The sequence below is a fragment of the Ruegeria sp. AG1 genome (assembly GCF_056541705.1).
Map to the genome: position 1 here is coordinate 133,982 of NZ_JBQFYU010000004.1, position 14,672 is coordinate 148,653.

A 14,672-nucleotide genomic window follows, 5' to 3' on the forward strand; every position below is an offset into this window, starting at 1 on the left:
TTTAGTTGCCGGTCAGGGTGGCGACATTCGCAACCGGCGTCAGGCCCCCGGCGATCAGAGAGATCGACTTTGTCCATTGCGCATACGGTGCCTCGGTCACGTAGATTGTGTCATCGTCGCGGATCACGAAATCACGCGCAATGAACAGGCCATTGGGCGCGGTCAAGTTCAGCAGATAGATCATGCGCTGATCGCCTTGCAGGTCGGAACGGCCCATCACCTGGCGGGCGATGTCTTGACGTTCGCGGCGTAGGACGAAGATACCTGTTGGATCAGATGAGACGGATACCAGGCCGCCAACCTGAGCCAGAGCCTCAAGCGCTGAAAGGTCCTGACTGTCGAAGGCGACGCGCGATTGCCCACCGGTTGCGCCAAGCGCGATATAGGAACGGCTGTCTTCCTCGACCAAAATGCGGTCGCCGCCGCGCAGCGCAACATCCAGCTTGGGGTTTCGGAACAGGTCCTCGTACCAGACTGTCCCGCGTTGATCGCCTCGGATCAAGGTTACCAACGCGATATCGGAGGCCACTGAAACCCCTCCGGCCTGAGACAGCATGCCAAGCAGAGTGCGGGTTGGACGTTCGATTGGATAAATACCAGGAGCGCCGATGGTGCCCGTCAGCGAAACGGTCGACCCGTCTCCGGCCAAGCGACGTACTTCGACCTGAGGGTCAGGAGTTTGCTCTTCCAGCTCATCGGTGATCAACCCGCGCAACTCTTCCGGAGTGTTACCTGCCGCACGCAAACGGCCCGCGTAAGGGACGAAAATAAAGCCTTCGCTGTCGACCTGAACCTGTTCCAGCGCGGTCGAGGAACCGACTTCGCCAGCCAGCAGACCGTCATCGACGTTCTCCCAGATCGTCAAGCCCAAAACGTCCCCTGGGCGCACAGTATCTGCGGTCAGCGACGGGGCTGAAGTAAAGGACGAAGAGAACCCAAACTGCGGCACGGATGACGTTGCCCGTGAAACGCGGTCATCGACTTCCACCACAAACGCATTGCCGCCATTATTGACGGAGCCGGCCAGAATCTCGTTCTTATTTGGGCCCGCCTTGGGCAACTGGCACGCACTCAGCACGACGAGTAAGGTCACAAGGGCGACCCCCCGTACCCAACGGATTGGAAAGCGATGCACTGCCGATAACCTCAGTTCTACTTGTTTTTCGGAAAACTACTCTTTTATCGCTACAACTTCCAGAGAAGGATGGCCGGGTCTACTCAACGATTTTCAACTGTGGCTCTGGGGTCGCGTCGTCGGACAGCAGGGCCTGATAGGGATCATCAGCCCTCAGCATCATGTCGACAGCGCGGCGCAGCAATTGCCGACGTCCGCGCCGAGAATAGTAGCCGCCCGGGACCTGACTGGTTTCCAGCAGAAACCGTCGATACAACTGATAGGACTCGATGTCGGGTAATTCGGGGGCGGCAAAGAATCGACTAACCTCCTGTTGTGACACAAGTTCTGGCTTGTCATAGACGGCACGACCAAAAATCCGCAGGGGGATGCCTCTCCACAGCACTTGCTGCCCTGCGGTCGAGTTAATTGTCACGGCTGAGCTGGCATCATCCAGCAGTTTCGCCAATTTGCCGCCGGGGACGTAGTGAATCCGTCCCTTGATCCCGAATCTGAGCGCCAAATCCCGAACACGTCGACGGAGGGGTTCGCGGTGGTTCTCAAGCGGATGTTCCTTGATTACAAGGTGGTGATGTGCGGGGGCGCCTTTGGCGAAGCCCTCCATCATTTGTTCTAAAAAAGCGCACATTCCCGAATAGTCTGAATGGGATTGGACCGAGCTGTCATGACCCAATTGCAACAGCACAAGGTGATACGGAAAGGCCCCGCTACGTACCCGCGCCGTTGCCAGACTTCGTTGCAGCCGGTGGAAAGGCATTAGCATAAGGCGTTTGAAATACAGGCGAAACTCTTTCGAGACCGTCAGTGCGCGGTGCGGTCTGAAATTGCGATAGCGCCCGTTCAGAAACAGCACGAACCAGTGATAAAGCGCGCCGTAGAAAATGTGTTGACGCATGTCACCCCAGTGAGACGGCGGCGGTGGTGATTGCGCGCCCGAATGCGACAGTGCCTGCGCCATCTGGTCCAGATCCAGAGACATCAGCCGCGAGTTGCCGTTTGAGCCGCCCCGCTCATAGGTGACCCACCATGGGCGCAGGTAGCCTTCCTCGAACACGTGCACAGTTATGCCTCGTGACTTGGCGATCCTGACGGCGTTGGCGTGAATCGGGCGGGTGTCACCGTATAGAACGATGTCTGTCACCTGTTTCTCGGCAATCAGCGCCAGCAGCACCTCGGGCCAGTGTTCTGGCGCGTCGCGATAGGGGATGTAGCTTTTCCTGTCGAACCAGAACGCCTGATCGCCCGCGTTGAAGCCAACGCGCCATGTTTGCGTCCCCGAGGCCCGTAGCATCCGGCCCAACGCGTTGAAAAACGGGCCATGCGGGCCTTGCAGGAACAGAAAGACCCGAGGGTCAGCGTGTTGTTCTGGGTGGTGCATCTGCGCGATTTAGCCAATATTCTTGTCGAAACTATGCCCGCCTTAGGATTTCTCGGCAAGGTTGGGCTTGCCGGGCGGCGCGGATCAGCTTACCTCGGCTCTGATAGTCTGAGACAGGGTAGAACGCGAGGGTTGACGGAATGTTTACAGGGATCGTGACCGATATCGGAACAGTGACCGAGCTGGACCAGCAAGGCGACCTGCGTGCGCGCATCCAGACGAGCTATGATACGGCCTCGATTGACATTGGCGCATCGATTGCAAGCGATGGTGTTTGTCTGACCGTGATTGCGCTGGGTGATGACTGGTATGACGTTCAGATCAGCGCCGAGACCGTCTCGAAAACCAACCTGAACAGCTGGGCGCTGGGCAAGCGCGTCAACCTTGAGCGTGCGCTGAAAGTTGGCGACGAACTGGGCGGTCACATCGTGTCGGGCCATGTGGATGGCGTTACCGAAGTTGTCGATCTACGCGACGAAGGCGACAGCACCCGCGTTACCTTGCGAGCGCCCAAGGACTTGTCGCGTTTTATTGCACCCAAAGGATCGGTTGCGTTGAACGGGACGTCTCTGACCGTGAATGATGTGGAGGGCTGCGATTTCGGCATCAACTTCATCCCCCACACCAAAGAGGTCACCACCTGGGGTGATGTCGCCGTAGGGGATCGGGTGAATCTGGAAATCGACACTCTCGCCCGCTACGTTGCCCGCCTGGCCGAGACCGTCTGAGCGTTAGAATACGTCGCGTCTGAGCCCGCTCAGGCCGTTTGCGCTCTGGCTTTTGGATGCGGGGTGGTCTATCCCGCCTTGCAGAAATGCTCTTGTGAAAGGCTGCCCCATGAGCTTTGAAACCCCCGGCCCGGTCGAGGCCCAGCTGCGCGACGCGATCAGCCCGATCGAGGACATCATTGAAGAGGCCCGCGCAGGCCGGATGTATATCCTTGTTGATCATGAAGATCGCGAGAACGAAGGTGATCTGGTCATTGCCGCAGAGTTTGCCGATGCCGAGGCGATCAACTTCATGGCTACCCATGGGCGTGGCTTGATCTGCCTGCCGATGACGGCTGAACGGGTCGAAGCACTGGCGCTGCCGATGATGGCGGTGAACAACTCATCCCGCCACGAAACGGCGTTCACGGTTTCGATCGAAGCGCGTGAAGGTGTGTCGACCGGCATTTCCGCCGCAGATCGCGCACTGACCGTTGCAACTGCGATCAATGAACAAAACACGATGGCCCATATCGCAACACCGGGGCACATCTTCCCCTTGCGCGCCAAGCGGGGTGGGGTGCTGGTCCGTGCAGGCCACACCGAGGCTGCCGTGGATATCTCACGCCTGGCCGGGCTGAACCCCTCGGGCGTGATCTGTGAGATCATGAAACCCGACGGCACCATGGCCCGTCTGCCCGATCTGGTCGAGTTCGCCAAAACCCATGACATGAAGATCGGTACGATCAGCGACTTGATCACCTACCGCTCGCGCAATGATAACCTCGTGGTCGAAACCTCGCGTGAGATGGTCTCGTCGGAATACGGCGGCGAATGGGAAATGCGCCTGTTCACCGATCAGCTTCACGGCATCGAACACGTCGTCATGATCAAAGGCGACATCACGACGCCCGAGCCTGTCCTGACCCGTACCCACGCGCTGCACGAAGCGCCGGATATCTTGGGCCTCGGTCCGAAATCTTCTCGTGAATTGCCGCGCGCGATGGAGAAGATCGCGGAAGAGGGCCGGGGGGTCGTCTGTCTGTTCCGCCAGCCGCGCAACTCTCTCTATGCAGCCGAAGATGAAGGCCCGCGGACCATCAAGCAAACCGGTCTGGGATCTCAGATCCTGTCCAAACTGGGCATTCAAGAGCTGGTCCTGCTGACCGACTCGCCCGAAACCGTATATCTGGGGTTGGACGCGTTTGGGCTTTCCATCGTTGGCACCCGTCCGATCCTGAAGGAAGACTAATCATGGCTGAGCAAGACAAACATGGCATTTTGCCGACACCGAGCTTCGACAAGCCGGTGAAGTTGCTGATCGTCGCGGCGCCTTTCTACCGCGCGATTGCCGACAACCTGATTGCAGGTGCGAAGGCCGAGATCGAAGCAGCTGGCGGCAACTGCGAAGTCGTCGAAGTTCCCGGCGCGTTGGAGATTCCGACCGCCATCGCTATGGCCGACCGTCAGTGCGACTTCGACGGCTATGTTGCGCTGGGCTGTGTCATTCGCGGCGAGACCACGCACTATGAAACCGTCTGCAACGACTCCAGCCGTGCGATCCAATTGATGGGGCTGCAGGGGCTTTGCATCGGCAACGGCATCCTGACCGTCGAGAATGACGATCAGGCCGAAGTCCGTGCCAACCCGGAAAAGATGAATAAAGGTGGCGGAGCAGCTGCTGCGGCCTTGCATCTGATCGCGCTCAGCCGTAAGTGGGGCTCTTCCAAAAAGGGCGTGGGCTTTAAGCCGCCGTCCGAGTCCATCCTTGTGGCGGGCGACAGCAACGGATCCACGACAGCATGACCCAGACAGACGCGCCGAAACCGGCCAACCAGAAACGCCTGATGAAATCCGCCGCTCGGCTTTATGCCGTTCAGGCGCTGTTCCAGATGGAGCAATCAGGGCAGACGACCGAATCGGTCGTGAATGAGTTTCTGGATCACCGGTTCGGCGCCGTCTATGAGGGCGAAGAAATGTTGGACGGCGACATCAGCGTCTTTCGGTCGCTGGTCGACAATGCGGTGAACTATCAGGCACCGATCGACCAGATGACCGACCGTGCTCTGGTCGCCAAATGGCCGATCTCACGCATCGACCCAACCCTGCGAGCGCTGTTCCGTGCCGCCGGGGCCGAGCTGACCCAAAGCGACACGCCGCCCAAAGTGGTCATCACCGAGTTCGTTGACGTTGCACGCGCCTTCTTCCCTGAAGGCAAAGAGCCGAAATTCGTCAACGCCGTGCTGGATCACATGGCCCGTGAGGCACAGCCCGAGGCATTCTGACGCCTTTACTCGAACCAAACATGCGCTAACCTGAATGTCATAGCGCAATGAGGTTCGCCATGCCCAAACTGATCCGCCTGTATATCACGCAAGTCGCCTGGGGTTTCGTTATCTCGGCCGTGTTTGTAGGGGTGCTTCTAGCATTTAACGTGGCAAACCTCCGTCATTTGATCACCAGTTCGGAAATCGGTCTGGTCGCGCTTGTGATGATCTGGTTCATGAACGGGATCGTATTTGCCGGTGTTCAGTTCGGCTACAAGATCATGAGCATGGCAGAAAAACCTGGCGGCCCACGTCGCGGCTCGCCTGTGGTCGACAGCTTCAAGCCGGCATTGGCCAAGCAGGAAGCGCGCGCAGAGCGCTGAATTTCATGGAAAATGTGGCGGGACCACCAGTCAACCGTGCGGTGTGATTCCCGAGGACCTGTATGTACAGGTGGGCGCCAGGTAATCAGGCCAGGACCTGAACAGAGCCAGCCCCCTCGGAATTGCTTAAGGCCACCAGAATGCTACCAGTCACAAGAAGGGCAGAACCCGCCAAGCGCCTACGTAGGGCGTCCGGCGGGTTTACACAAGGGGTCAGGCGTCAACAGTTTCGTGCAGCGCCGTGCGCATCTTGCCGAAATGCTCATCCCAGCCGTTGTCGAGCGCAAGGATCAGGCCGAACGCATCCGCACCCTGAGGCAAACCTTCATGTTGAAGGCTAAGCTTTGTACCGCCTGCGACAGGGGTCAGAGTCCATTTGACTAGACTGACCGCGTCTCCCATTGGCTTCACAGTGAATGTGTATTCAAGATATTCAGGTGCACGTGCTTCCCGTACCTCGCCCCAGATCAGCAGGTCGCTGCTGGTGGTCCCGAACATTTGCAGTTTGCTTCCTTTGGTCAACGTGCGATCCGGTTTGTGAAACCACTCTGCCAGCCGTTCGGGCTCAGTCAGATAGGCCCAGACGATATCTGGATCGGCCCGTAGAAAAATCGTCTTTTGCAATACGGCATTCGTCATTCTTTATTCCTTTCAATAGCTTCCTTAAGAGAGTTGAGGCGGTCGTCCCAGAACTGGTCAAAGTAGCTGAGCCAATCCAAGACAGGGGCCATGCCCTGTGGTTCAATTCGGTTGATGCGTTCTCTGCCGCGGGCTTCCACCGTAATCAGCCCACCATCAGACAAGACCGTCAGGTGCTTTTTGACGGCAGCCCTCGTCATGTCGAACCGGTTCGTCAACTGCCCGATCGTCATGTCCTGAGAGGCAAGCAGTTTGATGATGTCCCGACGGGTTGGGTCTGCCAGCGCACGAAACGCGTTTTGGGTAAGAGTTTGCATTTGTCGCCTCGGTAAAGATACCACTTGGTATCATATTAATGAGATACCATATGGTATCATGTCAAGTGTTGAGCGAAGACTTTACTTTTGTTCACTAATTGTTCACATTCTCAGCATGACACTGGATTTACAGCCTGGACAGAAACTTGCGCGCGGCGTCGCGCGCCATCTCACCGCCCACGGTTTTGTTTCCGTTGAAGAATTTGTGCCGACGCGCGGGCTGCGTGTTGATGTCATGGGGTTGGGTCCAAAGGGCGAGCTTTGGGTGATCGAGTGCAAATCCAGCCGTGCCGACTATCAGTCAGATGCGAAGTGGCAAGGCTATCTGGAGTGGTGCGATCGATTCTTTTGGGCCGTCGATACCGAGTTCCCAACGGACCTTTTACCTCAGGAAACCGGTCTGATTATCGCAGACGCCTACGATGCCGAGATCATTCGCATGGCACCCGAGGACAAGCTGCCTCCGGCCCGGCGTAAAAAGATGATCCAGAAATTCGCCACAGATGCTGCACGTCGATTGCAGGCGCTGCGCGACCCGCGGCTGTAACGCAGATCAGCCTTTGACGGCTAGGGCAGCTTGTGCGGCGGCACGCAGCTCATCTGCGATCTCTTCGGCTTCCTCGGGATCGAAATCCATCGGAATCTCGAGGCCGTCGGCCTCGATAAACAGACGCACCATACCCTGATCGGTAGGGCCGATCTGAAGGTTGGCCTGAATGTCGCGTTCGGTGTTGATACCCATACTCGCCTCCGGGATCTGAGCGTTCCTGCTAGCGCGCACGGGGTTGAGAATCAAGCCGCCTTTGCGCTCTGATGCGGTATGGAGAACGTAAGGATCAGACCCTTTAAGCCCCAGGACGCGCGTTGGCTGGTTGAGCGTCATGGAACCCTCTATGCCCGCGATGAGGGGTTTGATGACAGCTTCGCCCCGCTGGTCGCGCGCATTCTGGATGGATTTATTGCCGATCATGACCCCTCGTGCGAGAGGGGTTGGATCGCCGAGGCAGAGGGCCAAAGACTGGGGAGCATCTTCTGTGTCAAACTCGACGTGCAGACCGCAAAACTGCGCCTGTTCCTTCTGGTGCCTGAGGCGCGCGGTCTGGGGCTGGGAAAGCGGCTTCTTGGCACTTGTATGGGATTTGCCAAGGCAGCGGGATACCAGCAAATGCAGCTCTGGACCCATGAAAGCCACAAGGCCGCCTGCGCCTTGTACCGGTCCACGGGATGGCAGCTGGTGGAAAGCAAGCCGGTGTATTCTTTCGGCGTCGATCTCGTCGAACAAAGCTGGAAAATTCGGCTTTAATCCTCTTGCATTCCCGTGGCGTGTTCGGTACATCGCCCCTCACAAGTGCCGCCTTAGCTCAGTTGGTTAGAGCGCTGGATTGTGGATCCAGAGGTCCCCTGTTCAAGCCAGGGAGGCGGTACCATTTCCCAAATTTTCGAACAAAAAACCGCGCTGTAAGCGCGGCGTAGAGTGCTTGATTTTGATGCTCAGGCGCGCTGGAGATCAGCGCGCCAGGTTAACGCGCAACTTCATTTTGCTTTTCCGGGCGGCGGGCAGGTGCCTGTTCAGTCGCTTGTTGACCTGCCCAAAGCCCCAGATGATGACCAGCGTCAGCAGGATGAAATAGAAGGCCAAAATCGGATAGGGGATGAACGGGTTGAAGGTCTTGTCCGCGAAATAACTGGCGTAATACAGGGCGTCTCCGCGCTGCTGCCAGGCCGGGAAAGCCGAGAAAAAGACCAGCGTTGTCGCGTGGAACAGAAAGATCGCCTCGTTGGTATAGGCGGGCCAAGCCAGTCGCAGCATGGTCGGCCAGACAATCCGGCGGAAGCGAGCCCAGCCGGTCATGCCATAGGCATCTGCGGCCTCGATATCACCCTTGGGGATTGAGCGCAGTGCGCCATAGAAGATCTCGCCGGTGTACGCGGCTGTGTTGAGGAACAGCACGATCAATGCCCCCAACCAGGCCGACGTCAGGGCGTCGAACATCGGATACGGCTTCTTCAGCGACAGGAAGAAGAAATAGGCAAAAAAGAACTGGATGAACAGCGGAGAACCCCTGAACAGAAAGATGAACCATTCCGAAGGTTTGCGCAGCCATTTGTTCGGAGATGCTTTGCCGACGGCCAGCGCGGTGGCCAGAAAGAAGCCAGTCGCAAGGGCCATGATGCCGAAATAGACATTCCAGATCATGCCCGAGCCGATCAGCGTGAACTGTTCGCACAGGGTAAAGTCAGATTTGGGTAGCAGGCGTTCGCCAAGGCCGACAGAGCGCAGGGCGTAGTCCTGGATCGTCTGGATGCAGCTCATGCCGTCGTCTCCTTGCGCAGCAGCTCTCCGCCGGATGTGGCCTGACCGTGGGACAGGCGGCGCATCAGCTTTTCAAGCACGATTTCCGAGACGCGGGTCATGCCGAGGTAGAAGATCAGCAGGAACAGGAAATACCACATGCGCCAGTCGCCATGGGGGTAATCGGTGAAGCGTGACGTCTTGGTGCCACCCAACTCACGCGCCCAATAGACGATATCTTCGATGCCCAGCAGGAACAGAAGCGGGGTGGCTTTGATCAGCACCATCCACAGGTTGGACAGGCCGGGCAGGGCATAGACCCACATCTGCGGTACCAGAATTCGCCAGAATGTCTGGCGGCGGGTCATGCCATAGGCCTCGGCCGTTTCAAGCTGAGCATGTGGCACGGCGCGCATACCGCCGAACAGAACGTTGGCCGCAAACGCGCCAAAAACGATGGAAAAGGTGACAACGGCCAGGAAGAACCCATAGGTCTCGTGGACCCATTCCGGGGCGCTGCCCAAGGGCAGTTTGGCGGCCTGACAGACGATGAAGTCATTGCCTTGACGGACCGGATCTGTCCATTCGGGACACATGACCTGGTGGCGTGTCCACTCAAAGGCCTGATCCAGGGCGATGACAAAAAACAAGAAAAACGCGATGTCCGGGACGCCGCGCACGATGGCGATGTACCCTTTGCCCAGCCAACTGAGCGGCGCGACATGTGACCTGGCTGCCATCGCGCCCGCAAAGCCAAAGCTCAGCGCGACCGGGGCGGTCACGGCAAGCAAGCCAAGCACCTTTAGAAAGGACAGGTAAAACGACCAATGCACGCCGTTGGTCAAATAGCACGAAAACCAGCGGAACGTGCCCAGCGTGTCGGGATCAGCGCAATAGGAAAACATGTGGCGTCTTTCGAACGTCAATTCCGGCGCGAGGCCGGGGCAGGTTCGGCGCATTCAATACGCCGAACCTTTTCGTGCAGATCAGTTGGAAACGACAGAGCCGTCGGCGTTGTAGGTCGGAACGCGTTCGCCGAACCATTTGACGATCAGCTCGTTCAGTGAACCATCCGCTTTCATCGAGGTGATTGCTTCGTCGAACTTGCCGCGCAATTCGCCGTCGGATTCACGGATGCCCAGGCCGATACCGCCGCCCAGCGGGACGTCATCGCCTACGAAGACCAGCTCACCGCCCGATTCTTCGACGATCGGCACAAGGAAGTCTTTGTCGGCGAACACGGCGTCTGCTTCGCCGTTGCGTACGGCTGCGATGGTTTCTTCGGGGGTCGCGAACTCGACCAGAGTCGCGCCGGATTCAGCTACGTGACCAGCTTGAATGGTTGCAGTCTGTGCAGCAACGATGCCGCCGCCTACGTCAACTCCGTCCGATGCGCCAACATAGGCCGACGCCGCAGGAGGGAAGTAGTTTTGCGTGAAATCGATAACTTCATCACGCTCGTCGGTGATCGACATGCCTGCGATGATGGTGTCGTAGTTACCCGAGACCAGGTTCGGAATGATCGAGTCCCAATCGTTCTTAACCCACTCGCATTCCAGGTTTGCGCGCTTGCACAGCTCGTCGCCCACTTCACGCTCGAACCCGTCGATTTCGCCGGCATCATTGATGAAGTTGTACGGAGGGTAGGCGCCCTCGGTGCCCATGCGGACGGTGTCGGCCATTGCGATGCCGGCGGTCAGCGCCAGTGCCGCGGTGGACAGAATCAGGTTTTTCATTGGTTACTCCCCAGTTTGGTTCTGTTTTTGAAACTTATGCCGCCTGAGTGGCGGAAAGAAAGCCCCGAAGCCGTTCGGATTCAGGCGCGGTAAAGATATCCTCGGCGCTGCCTTCCTCTTCGATCCGGCCCTGATGCAGGAACACCACGTGGCTTGAGATATCGGCGGCCATCTTCATGTCATGGGTTACGATGATCATAGTCCGGCCCTCGGCGGCGAGATCCTTGATCACTTTGATCACTTCCTGCTCCAGTTCGGGGTCGAGCGCCGAGGTGGGTTCGTCGAACAGCAGTGCTTCGGGCTCCATGCACAGGCCGCGTGCGATGGCAGCGCGTTGTTGCTGACCACCGGACAGTTGTGCCGGGTAGACATCGCACTTGTCGCCGATGCCGACCTTTTCCAGATATTTGCGCGCGCTGTCTTCCACTTCGGCCTTGTCACGGCCCAAAACGGTCACCGGGGCCTCCATGACATTTTGCAAAATGGTCATGTGCGCCCACAGATTGAATTGCTGGAACACCATGGACAGATTGGTACGAATGCGCAGGACCTGTTTAGGATCGGCGGGACGACGAGCGCTGCCCGAGCCGCTCCATTTAACGGGTTCGCCCTTGAACGTGATCTCCCCCTGCTGGCTGTCTTCCAGAAGGTTGCAGCACCGCAGTAAGGTGGATTTTCCCGAGCCAGAAGACCCGATGAGCGAGACCACATCGCCACGTTTTGCGGTAATATCCACGCCCTTGAGCACCTCGAGATTACCGAAGCTTTTGTGAAGGTCCTTGATCTCGATTACGGCAGAGGCGTCTGTCACGGAAGCTCCAGTCATGAGTGGTGTTGGTGCGGTAATAGGGCGGAAAATCCGGCGCAATGCAATGCGCAAAACACAGATTCGAGCGGGGAATCAATCAAAATGACCAAAGGTCGTGATCAAATTGGTTAGCTGCTGCGCAACTGTGCTTCGGGCGAAGGCGAAGTTGGAATGGCGAGGTACGCGCTTGCGGGAATTTTGATCAACCCACGGATGCGCAGATTGCCTCGATCCTCATCCGTCAGTTCATCAATGGCGGCCTGAACCGCGGCTGCGATCCGAGGCGCATCCTGCGATTTCGACGTGATATAGGGCAGTCCGGGGGTCGGTTCGGTTTTGGCAACGTCGCGCAATGCGTCTCCCAGATCGGTATTCGCCTTGAGAAGCTCCCAGGTCAGCGCATCGAGCGCGGCGAAATCGCTCATGCCCTCGGCCACGGCTTGGGCCGAATTGGCATGCGCTCCGGTTTGCTGCAGGTGTTTCTGTGCAAGCCCCATTCGGGACAAATGGGTGATCGGCGCGGACCAGCCGGATTGAGAGAGGGGTTCGTTATAGGCAAAGACCCCGTCCGTCAGCTCCGCCAGACTGCGCGGATCATCGGCACGGGCGACAAAGACAGATCTGTAGTAACCCTCTGGGCAGCCGGGCAGACCATAGTCCGGCGTGCCGATCAGTTGCACAGCATCGTGAAGGTGCGTTCGATAGGGCATACCGCAGGTTTGGGCAAAGATCAGATCGGGATCGCGCCAGATTTCCCAGAAATCTCGGGACCGCTCCAGACTGGCGGGACCGAACCCCAAATGCGTCCTGATCAGATCCCAGAAGCGATCGTTGGAGGCGCGCAGGGCAGGCATGTCATACATGCCCAGCATCGCTGTCACGCTTTGGCTGCCTTCTGACGGGCGAGGGCCGAATCCACATCGCTGACACCCAGCAGGCTGACCACGAGGCGTAGCAGCGAATCCTCCTCGCCGGTCCTTTGCCCATCTGCGAGGGCGACCGACCACATGGCCTGTACAACGGCCAAACGATCATCGTAGGCGACGGCCTCTTTGATCGCGCGGGTGAAGCGGACGGTATCGGGCGCCTCGGCCTCAAGGTCTTCGGCGCGGGCGCGCAGGCCTGCAGCTTCGAAAGGTGAGAGGCCATAGCGTTCGACCGAGACCTTGTCGATTCGGGCCATTTCCGAGTCGGCGTAGTCATTGTCGGACCGGGCGATACGCACCAAAAGCGCCGTCAGCGCCAGGCGGGCGTCATCTTCGGCCAGTGGGTCGGGGTCAGGCTGTGTCAGCCGGGACAGAAAATCACGAAACATGAGACAGATATAGAGGCAGGTTAGTGAGCTTCCAAGCGGCTTTGCACGCGTTCACGGGCGGATTTGCTATCATTGAAGCTCAGGCCCATTGCCATGCGGGCCTCTTCGACGATCTTGATCTCACCCTCATCCGTGTCGCCATCGGCCAGCACGACCTCCCACAGCGCGTCTAGCGCGGCGAGGCGTTCGTTCAAGTCGGTGGTTTCGCGGATCAGCTTGCCGAACGTGTCGGTGTCCGGTGCCGCCGCATGAAGTTTCTCGCAGGTGGCACGAACCTTGGCGGCCTCAATCGCGTTATGCTGATAGAGGCGGGCCAGGATGCGATCAATCAGGCTGATCTCTTCCAGTTTGTAGTCCCGATCAGCCTGCGCAACACGCACCATCAACGCACCCAGCGCCAGTTCGGCGTCGGGGTCGGGCAGGTGTTCTGTCTGTGGCGGTCGAAACGCTTGGAAGAATTTTTTCAACATGAGGCCAATCTAATCCATATTTTGTGGCGCGCCAAGTTGAGACTACCCGTCATAGCCCTCAATGATCACAAGATCGCCGAGCGAGACAGGATCGCGCAGCGCTTTGGCCTTTTGGTAGCCTTCGCTTTCGTAACATGCGAGGGCCTGTTCGTAGCTGGGAAACTCGATCACAACCGTTCTTGCCCGGGCTGCGCCCTCTTTGACCTCGCGCAAACCGCCGCGTGTTAGAAAGCGGGCGCCGTAGGCAGCGAAAGGCTCAGCGTTCGCAGCGATGTAGTTTTTGTATGTCTCCATATCGTCGACATCGACATGGGCCACCCAGTAGCCTTTGCTCATGCAGCTCTCCCGCATCGGTTTAGGGCAAGGTGCGAAGTTTGCGTATAAATTGCAAGTCGCTCCTATCCGGCATAGCCGATGGCCTGACGCGCCTGTTCGGTTAGCCATGCGATCATCTGGCGATAGGGCACCGGGCCGTAGCTGATCCGGGCCACGCCAAGCTTGGCGAGTGTCGCTGAGTCTGGTGTTCCCGGCAGAGCGATGATGTTGACCGGCAACTCGGTGGCTTCACAGAGCTGTCGGATCATGGCCTCATCTTTCAGGCCCGGGGCAAAGAACCCGCTGGCCCCTGCGAATTGGAAGGCCGTAGCGCGGGCGATGGCGTCTTCCAACATCGTAGAATCATGCGTGTCGGCCGGTGCTTTCAGGAAGATATCCGTGCGTGCATTGATATAGGCGGGGATACCGGCCGCGTCGCAGGCCTTGCGCATCGCTTCGATTCGCGCGGCTTGATCGGGAATGCTGTGAAGGCCGTCTCTGCCGACGATCTGATCTTCGAAGTTGAAGCCAACAACACCGCAATCCAAAGCGCGCGCCGTGTTGTCGGCGATGCCTGCAGGATCGACGGCATAAGCCCCTTCAAAGTCCAGCGTGACGGGTAGATCAATGGCGCTGACGATGCGTTTTGCGTTGTCCAGCGCGGCTTCCATTGGGATGTGCTGCCCGTCCGCATAGCCTTGCGCCATCGCGACCGGAGCGCTGCCTGTTGCGATCGCTTGCGCGCCTGCGTCGCGCACGGCGGCGGCGCTGCCCGCGTCCCAGATGTTGAACAGGATGACCGGTTCGCCTTTGACATGCAGTCGCGTGAAGGTTTCAGCACGTTGGGCTTGGGTCGTCATGGGGTATCTCCTGTCGAAACTCGTTCAACAGTTAATCCCATGACGCCAG

Annotated in this window: 21 protein-coding genes and 1 tRNA gene; 8 read left to right on the plus strand and 14 right to left on the minus strand. The window is 58.3% G+C overall.

The genetic code is table 11. The features are described 5' to 3' along the window. Position 1: 1 nt before the first annotated feature. Together ACR0B5_RS07090 and ACR0B5_RS07095 are read right to left on the minus strand one after the other, a co-directional pair. Positions 2-1,135: a polysaccharide biosynthesis/export family protein gene (locus ACR0B5_RS07090; protein ID WP_480539509.1), complete on the minus strand. Its 1,134-nt coding sequence runs from the start codon at positions 1,133-1,135 to the stop codon at positions 2-4. A gap of 79 nt (positions 1,136-1,214) precedes the next feature. Further along, positions 1,215-2,513, minus strand: coding sequence for a capsule biosynthesis protein (locus ACR0B5_RS07095; protein ID WP_480539511.1), 1,299 nt, complete (start codon positions 2,511-2,513; stop codon positions 1,215-1,217). A gap of 140 nt (positions 2,514-2,653) precedes the next feature. Between ACR0B5_RS07095 and ACR0B5_RS07100 the strand changes: the two genes are divergently transcribed. The 5 genes from ACR0B5_RS07100 to ACR0B5_RS07120 all read left to right on the plus strand — a co-directional run bounded on the left by ACR0B5_RS07100 (position 2,654) and on the right by ACR0B5_RS07120 (position 5,870). Continuing rightward, the gene (locus ACR0B5_RS07100; protein ID WP_480539513.1) at positions 2,654-3,241 is read left to right on the plus strand and encodes a riboflavin synthase; all 588 of its coding nucleotides are present in this window, start codon (positions 2,654-2,656) and stop codon (positions 3,239-3,241) included. A 109-nt stretch (positions 3,242-3,350) separates the two neighbouring features. After that, positions 3,351-4,472, plus strand: coding sequence for a 3,4-dihydroxy-2-butanone-4-phosphate synthase (gene ribB / locus ACR0B5_RS07105; RefSeq protein WP_170665386.1), 1,122 nt, complete (start codon positions 3,351-3,353; stop codon positions 4,470-4,472). A 2-nt stretch (positions 4,473-4,474) separates the two neighbouring features. Continuing rightward, positions 4,475-5,026 carry a 6,7-dimethyl-8-ribityllumazine synthase gene (locus tag ACR0B5_RS07110; protein WP_170376267.1) on the plus strand — a complete coding sequence of 184 codons (552 nt, stop codon included), beginning with the start codon at positions 4,475-4,477 and terminating at the stop codon, positions 5,024-5,026. After that, positions 5,023-5,505 (plus strand): transcription antitermination factor NusB, encoded by a 483-nt coding sequence (gene nusB / locus ACR0B5_RS07115; protein ID WP_170677528.1) that lies wholly within the window; start codon positions 5,023-5,025, stop codon positions 5,503-5,505. The genes ACR0B5_RS07110 and nusB overlap by 4 nt, the downstream gene beginning before the upstream one ends. A gap of 59 nt (positions 5,506-5,564) precedes the next feature. After that, the gene (locus tag ACR0B5_RS07120; protein WP_170470220.1) at positions 5,565-5,870 is read left to right on the plus strand and encodes a hypothetical protein; all 306 of its coding nucleotides are present in this window, start codon (positions 5,565-5,567) and stop codon (positions 5,868-5,870) included. Positions 5,871-6,083: 213 nt separating this feature from the next. Here the strand turns inward: ACR0B5_RS07120 and ACR0B5_RS07125 are convergent, their stop codons facing one another. Then, a complete protein-coding gene (locus tag ACR0B5_RS07125; protein WP_170677530.1) occupies positions 6,084-6,509 on the minus strand; it encodes an SRPBCC family protein in 426 nt (141 codons plus the stop codon). Then, positions 6,506-6,826, minus strand: coding sequence for an ArsR/SmtB family transcription factor (locus tag ACR0B5_RS07130; RefSeq protein ID WP_170677532.1), 321 nt, complete (start codon positions 6,824-6,826; stop codon positions 6,506-6,508). Before ACR0B5_RS07130 ends, ACR0B5_RS07125 begins: the two co-directional genes overlap by 4 nt. Before the next feature lie 115 nt (positions 6,827-6,941). Between ACR0B5_RS07130 and ACR0B5_RS07135 the strand changes: the two genes are divergently transcribed. After that, a complete protein-coding gene (locus ACR0B5_RS07135; protein WP_480539517.1) occupies positions 6,942-7,373 on the plus strand; it encodes an MmcB family DNA repair protein in 432 nt (143 codons plus the stop codon). Between the two features lie 6 nt (positions 7,374-7,379). Here the strand turns inward: ACR0B5_RS07135 and ACR0B5_RS07140 are convergent, their stop codons facing one another. Next, a complete protein-coding gene (locus ACR0B5_RS07140) occupies positions 7,380-7,568 on the minus strand; it encodes a DUF6324 family protein (protein ID WP_170376278.1) in 189 nt (62 codons plus the stop codon). 78 nt (positions 7,569-7,646) lie between these two features. On the opposite strand from ACR0B5_RS07140, the gene ACR0B5_RS07145 reads away from it, so the two are divergent. After that, complete coding sequence (locus ACR0B5_RS07145) at positions 7,647-8,129, plus strand: GNAT family N-acetyltransferase (protein ID WP_480539519.1); 483 nt, start codon at positions 7,647-7,649, stop codon at positions 8,127-8,129. A gap of 47 nt (positions 8,130-8,176) precedes the next feature. After that, positions 8,177-8,253, plus strand: a tRNA-His gene (locus ACR0B5_RS07150). A gap of 80 nt (positions 8,254-8,333) precedes the next feature. Here the strand turns inward: ACR0B5_RS07150 and ACR0B5_RS07155 are convergent. The 9 genes from ACR0B5_RS07155 to ACR0B5_RS07195 all read right to left on the minus strand — a co-directional run bounded on the left by ACR0B5_RS07155 (position 8,334) and on the right by ACR0B5_RS07195 (position 14,623). Then, on the minus strand, positions 8,334-9,140 hold the full coding sequence (locus ACR0B5_RS07155; protein WP_480539521.1) for an ABC transporter permease: 807 nt from the start codon (positions 9,138-9,140) through the stop codon (positions 8,334-8,336). After that, complete coding sequence (locus tag ACR0B5_RS07160) at positions 9,137-10,024, minus strand: ABC transporter permease (RefSeq protein WP_170376284.1); 888 nt, start codon at positions 10,022-10,024, stop codon at positions 9,137-9,139. The genes ACR0B5_RS07155 and ACR0B5_RS07160 overlap by 4 nt, the downstream gene beginning before the upstream one ends. Positions 10,025-10,105: 81 nt before the next feature. Beyond that, complete coding sequence (locus ACR0B5_RS07165; protein ID WP_480539523.1) at positions 10,106-10,855, minus strand: transporter substrate-binding domain-containing protein; 750 nt, start codon at positions 10,853-10,855, stop codon at positions 10,106-10,108. A gap of 34 nt (positions 10,856-10,889) precedes the next feature. Then, on the minus strand, positions 10,890-11,681 hold the full coding sequence (locus tag ACR0B5_RS07170; protein WP_170376287.1) for an ABC transporter ATP-binding protein: 792 nt from the start codon (positions 11,679-11,681) through the stop codon (positions 10,890-10,892). A gap of 110 nt (positions 11,682-11,791) precedes the next feature. Next, the gene (locus ACR0B5_RS07175) at positions 11,792-12,535 is read right to left on the minus strand and encodes a phosphate/phosphite/phosphonate ABC transporter substrate-binding protein (RefSeq protein ID WP_480539849.1); all 744 of its coding nucleotides are present in this window, start codon (positions 12,533-12,535) and stop codon (positions 11,792-11,794) included. 5 nt (positions 12,536-12,540) lie between these two features. Next, positions 12,541-12,978, minus strand: coding sequence for a tellurite resistance TerB family protein (locus tag ACR0B5_RS07180; protein WP_170487737.1), 438 nt, complete (start codon positions 12,976-12,978; stop codon positions 12,541-12,543). A 20-nt stretch (positions 12,979-12,998) separates the two neighbouring features. Continuing rightward, positions 12,999-13,448: a tellurite resistance TerB family protein gene (locus tag ACR0B5_RS07185; protein ID WP_170457878.1), complete on the minus strand. Its 450-nt coding sequence runs from the start codon at positions 13,446-13,448 to the stop codon at positions 12,999-13,001. Between the two features lie 42 nt (positions 13,449-13,490). Beyond that, complete coding sequence (locus ACR0B5_RS07190; RefSeq protein WP_170642280.1) at positions 13,491-13,784, minus strand: DUF1330 domain-containing protein; 294 nt, start codon at positions 13,782-13,784, stop codon at positions 13,491-13,493. Between the two features lie 62 nt (positions 13,785-13,846). Next, positions 13,847-14,623: an isocitrate lyase/PEP mutase family protein gene (locus tag ACR0B5_RS07195; protein ID WP_480539526.1), complete on the minus strand. Its 777-nt coding sequence runs from the start codon at positions 14,621-14,623 to the stop codon at positions 13,847-13,849. Between the last annotated feature and the right edge of the window lie 49 nt (positions 14,624-14,672).

Excerpts from the sequence above, each read along its gene's own strand:
- ACR0B5_RS07095 (WP_480539511.1), bottom strand. The coding sequence starts at position 2,513 with ATGCACCACCCAGAACAACACGCTGACCCTCGGGTCTTTCTGTTCCTG.
- ACR0B5_RS07160 (WP_170376284.1), bottom strand. The coding sequence starts at position 10,024 with ATGTTTTCCTATTGCGCTGATCCCGACACGCTGGGCACGTTCCGCTGG.
- ACR0B5_RS07145 (WP_480539519.1), top strand. The coding sequence starts at position 7,647 with ATGGAGAACGTAAGGATCAGACCCTTTAAGCCCCAGGACGCGCGTTGG.
- ACR0B5_RS07195 (WP_480539526.1), bottom strand. The coding sequence starts at position 14,623 with ATGACGACCCAAGCCCAACGTGCTGAAACCTTCACGCGACTGCATGTC.
- nusB (WP_170677528.1), top strand. The coding sequence starts at position 5,023 with ATGACCCAGACAGACGCGCCGAAACCGGCCAACCAGAAACGCCTGATG.
- ACR0B5_RS07180 (WP_170487737.1), bottom strand. The coding sequence starts at position 12,978 with ATGTTTCGTGATTTTCTGTCCCGGCTGACACAGCCTGACCCCGACCCA.
- ACR0B5_RS07185 (WP_170457878.1), bottom strand. The coding sequence starts at position 13,448 with ATGTTGAAAAAATTCTTCCAAGCGTTTCGACCGCCACAGACAGAACAC.
- ACR0B5_RS07125 (WP_170677530.1), bottom strand. The coding sequence starts at position 6,509 with ATGACGAATGCCGTATTGCAAAAGACGATTTTTCTACGGGCCGATCCA.
- ACR0B5_RS07140 (WP_170376278.1), bottom strand. The coding sequence starts at position 7,568 with ATGGGTATCAACACCGAACGCGACATTCAGGCCAACCTTCAGATCGGC.
- ACR0B5_RS07120 (WP_170470220.1), top strand. The coding sequence starts at position 5,565 with ATGCCCAAACTGATCCGCCTGTATATCACGCAAGTCGCCTGGGGTTTC.
- ACR0B5_RS07130 (WP_170677532.1), bottom strand. The coding sequence starts at position 6,826 with ATGCAAACTCTTACCCAAAACGCGTTTCGTGCGCTGGCAGACCCAACC.
- ACR0B5_RS07100 (WP_480539513.1), top strand. The coding sequence starts at position 2,654 with ATGTTTACAGGGATCGTGACCGATATCGGAACAGTGACCGAGCTGGAC.
- ACR0B5_RS07135 (WP_480539517.1), top strand. The coding sequence starts at position 6,942 with ATGACACTGGATTTACAGCCTGGACAGAAACTTGCGCGCGGCGTCGCG.
- ACR0B5_RS07170 (WP_170376287.1), bottom strand. The coding sequence starts at position 11,681 with ATGACTGGAGCTTCCGTGACAGACGCCTCTGCCGTAATCGAGATCAAG.
- ribB (WP_170665386.1), top strand. The coding sequence starts at position 3,351 with ATGAGCTTTGAAACCCCCGGCCCGGTCGAGGCCCAGCTGCGCGACGCG.
- ACR0B5_RS07190 (WP_170642280.1), bottom strand. The coding sequence starts at position 13,784 with ATGAGCAAAGGCTACTGGGTGGCCCATGTCGATGTCGACGATATGGAG.
- ACR0B5_RS07110 (WP_170376267.1), top strand. The coding sequence starts at position 4,475 with ATGGCTGAGCAAGACAAACATGGCATTTTGCCGACACCGAGCTTCGAC.
- ACR0B5_RS07155 (WP_480539521.1), bottom strand. The coding sequence starts at position 9,140 with ATGAGCTGCATCCAGACGATCCAGGACTACGCCCTGCGCTCTGTCGGC.
- ACR0B5_RS07165 (WP_480539523.1), bottom strand. The coding sequence starts at position 10,855 with ATGAAAAACCTGATTCTGTCCACCGCGGCACTGGCGCTGACCGCCGGC.
- ACR0B5_RS07175 (WP_480539849.1), bottom strand. The coding sequence starts at position 12,535 with ATGCTGGGCATGTATGACATGCCTGCCCTGCGCGCCTCCAACGATCGC.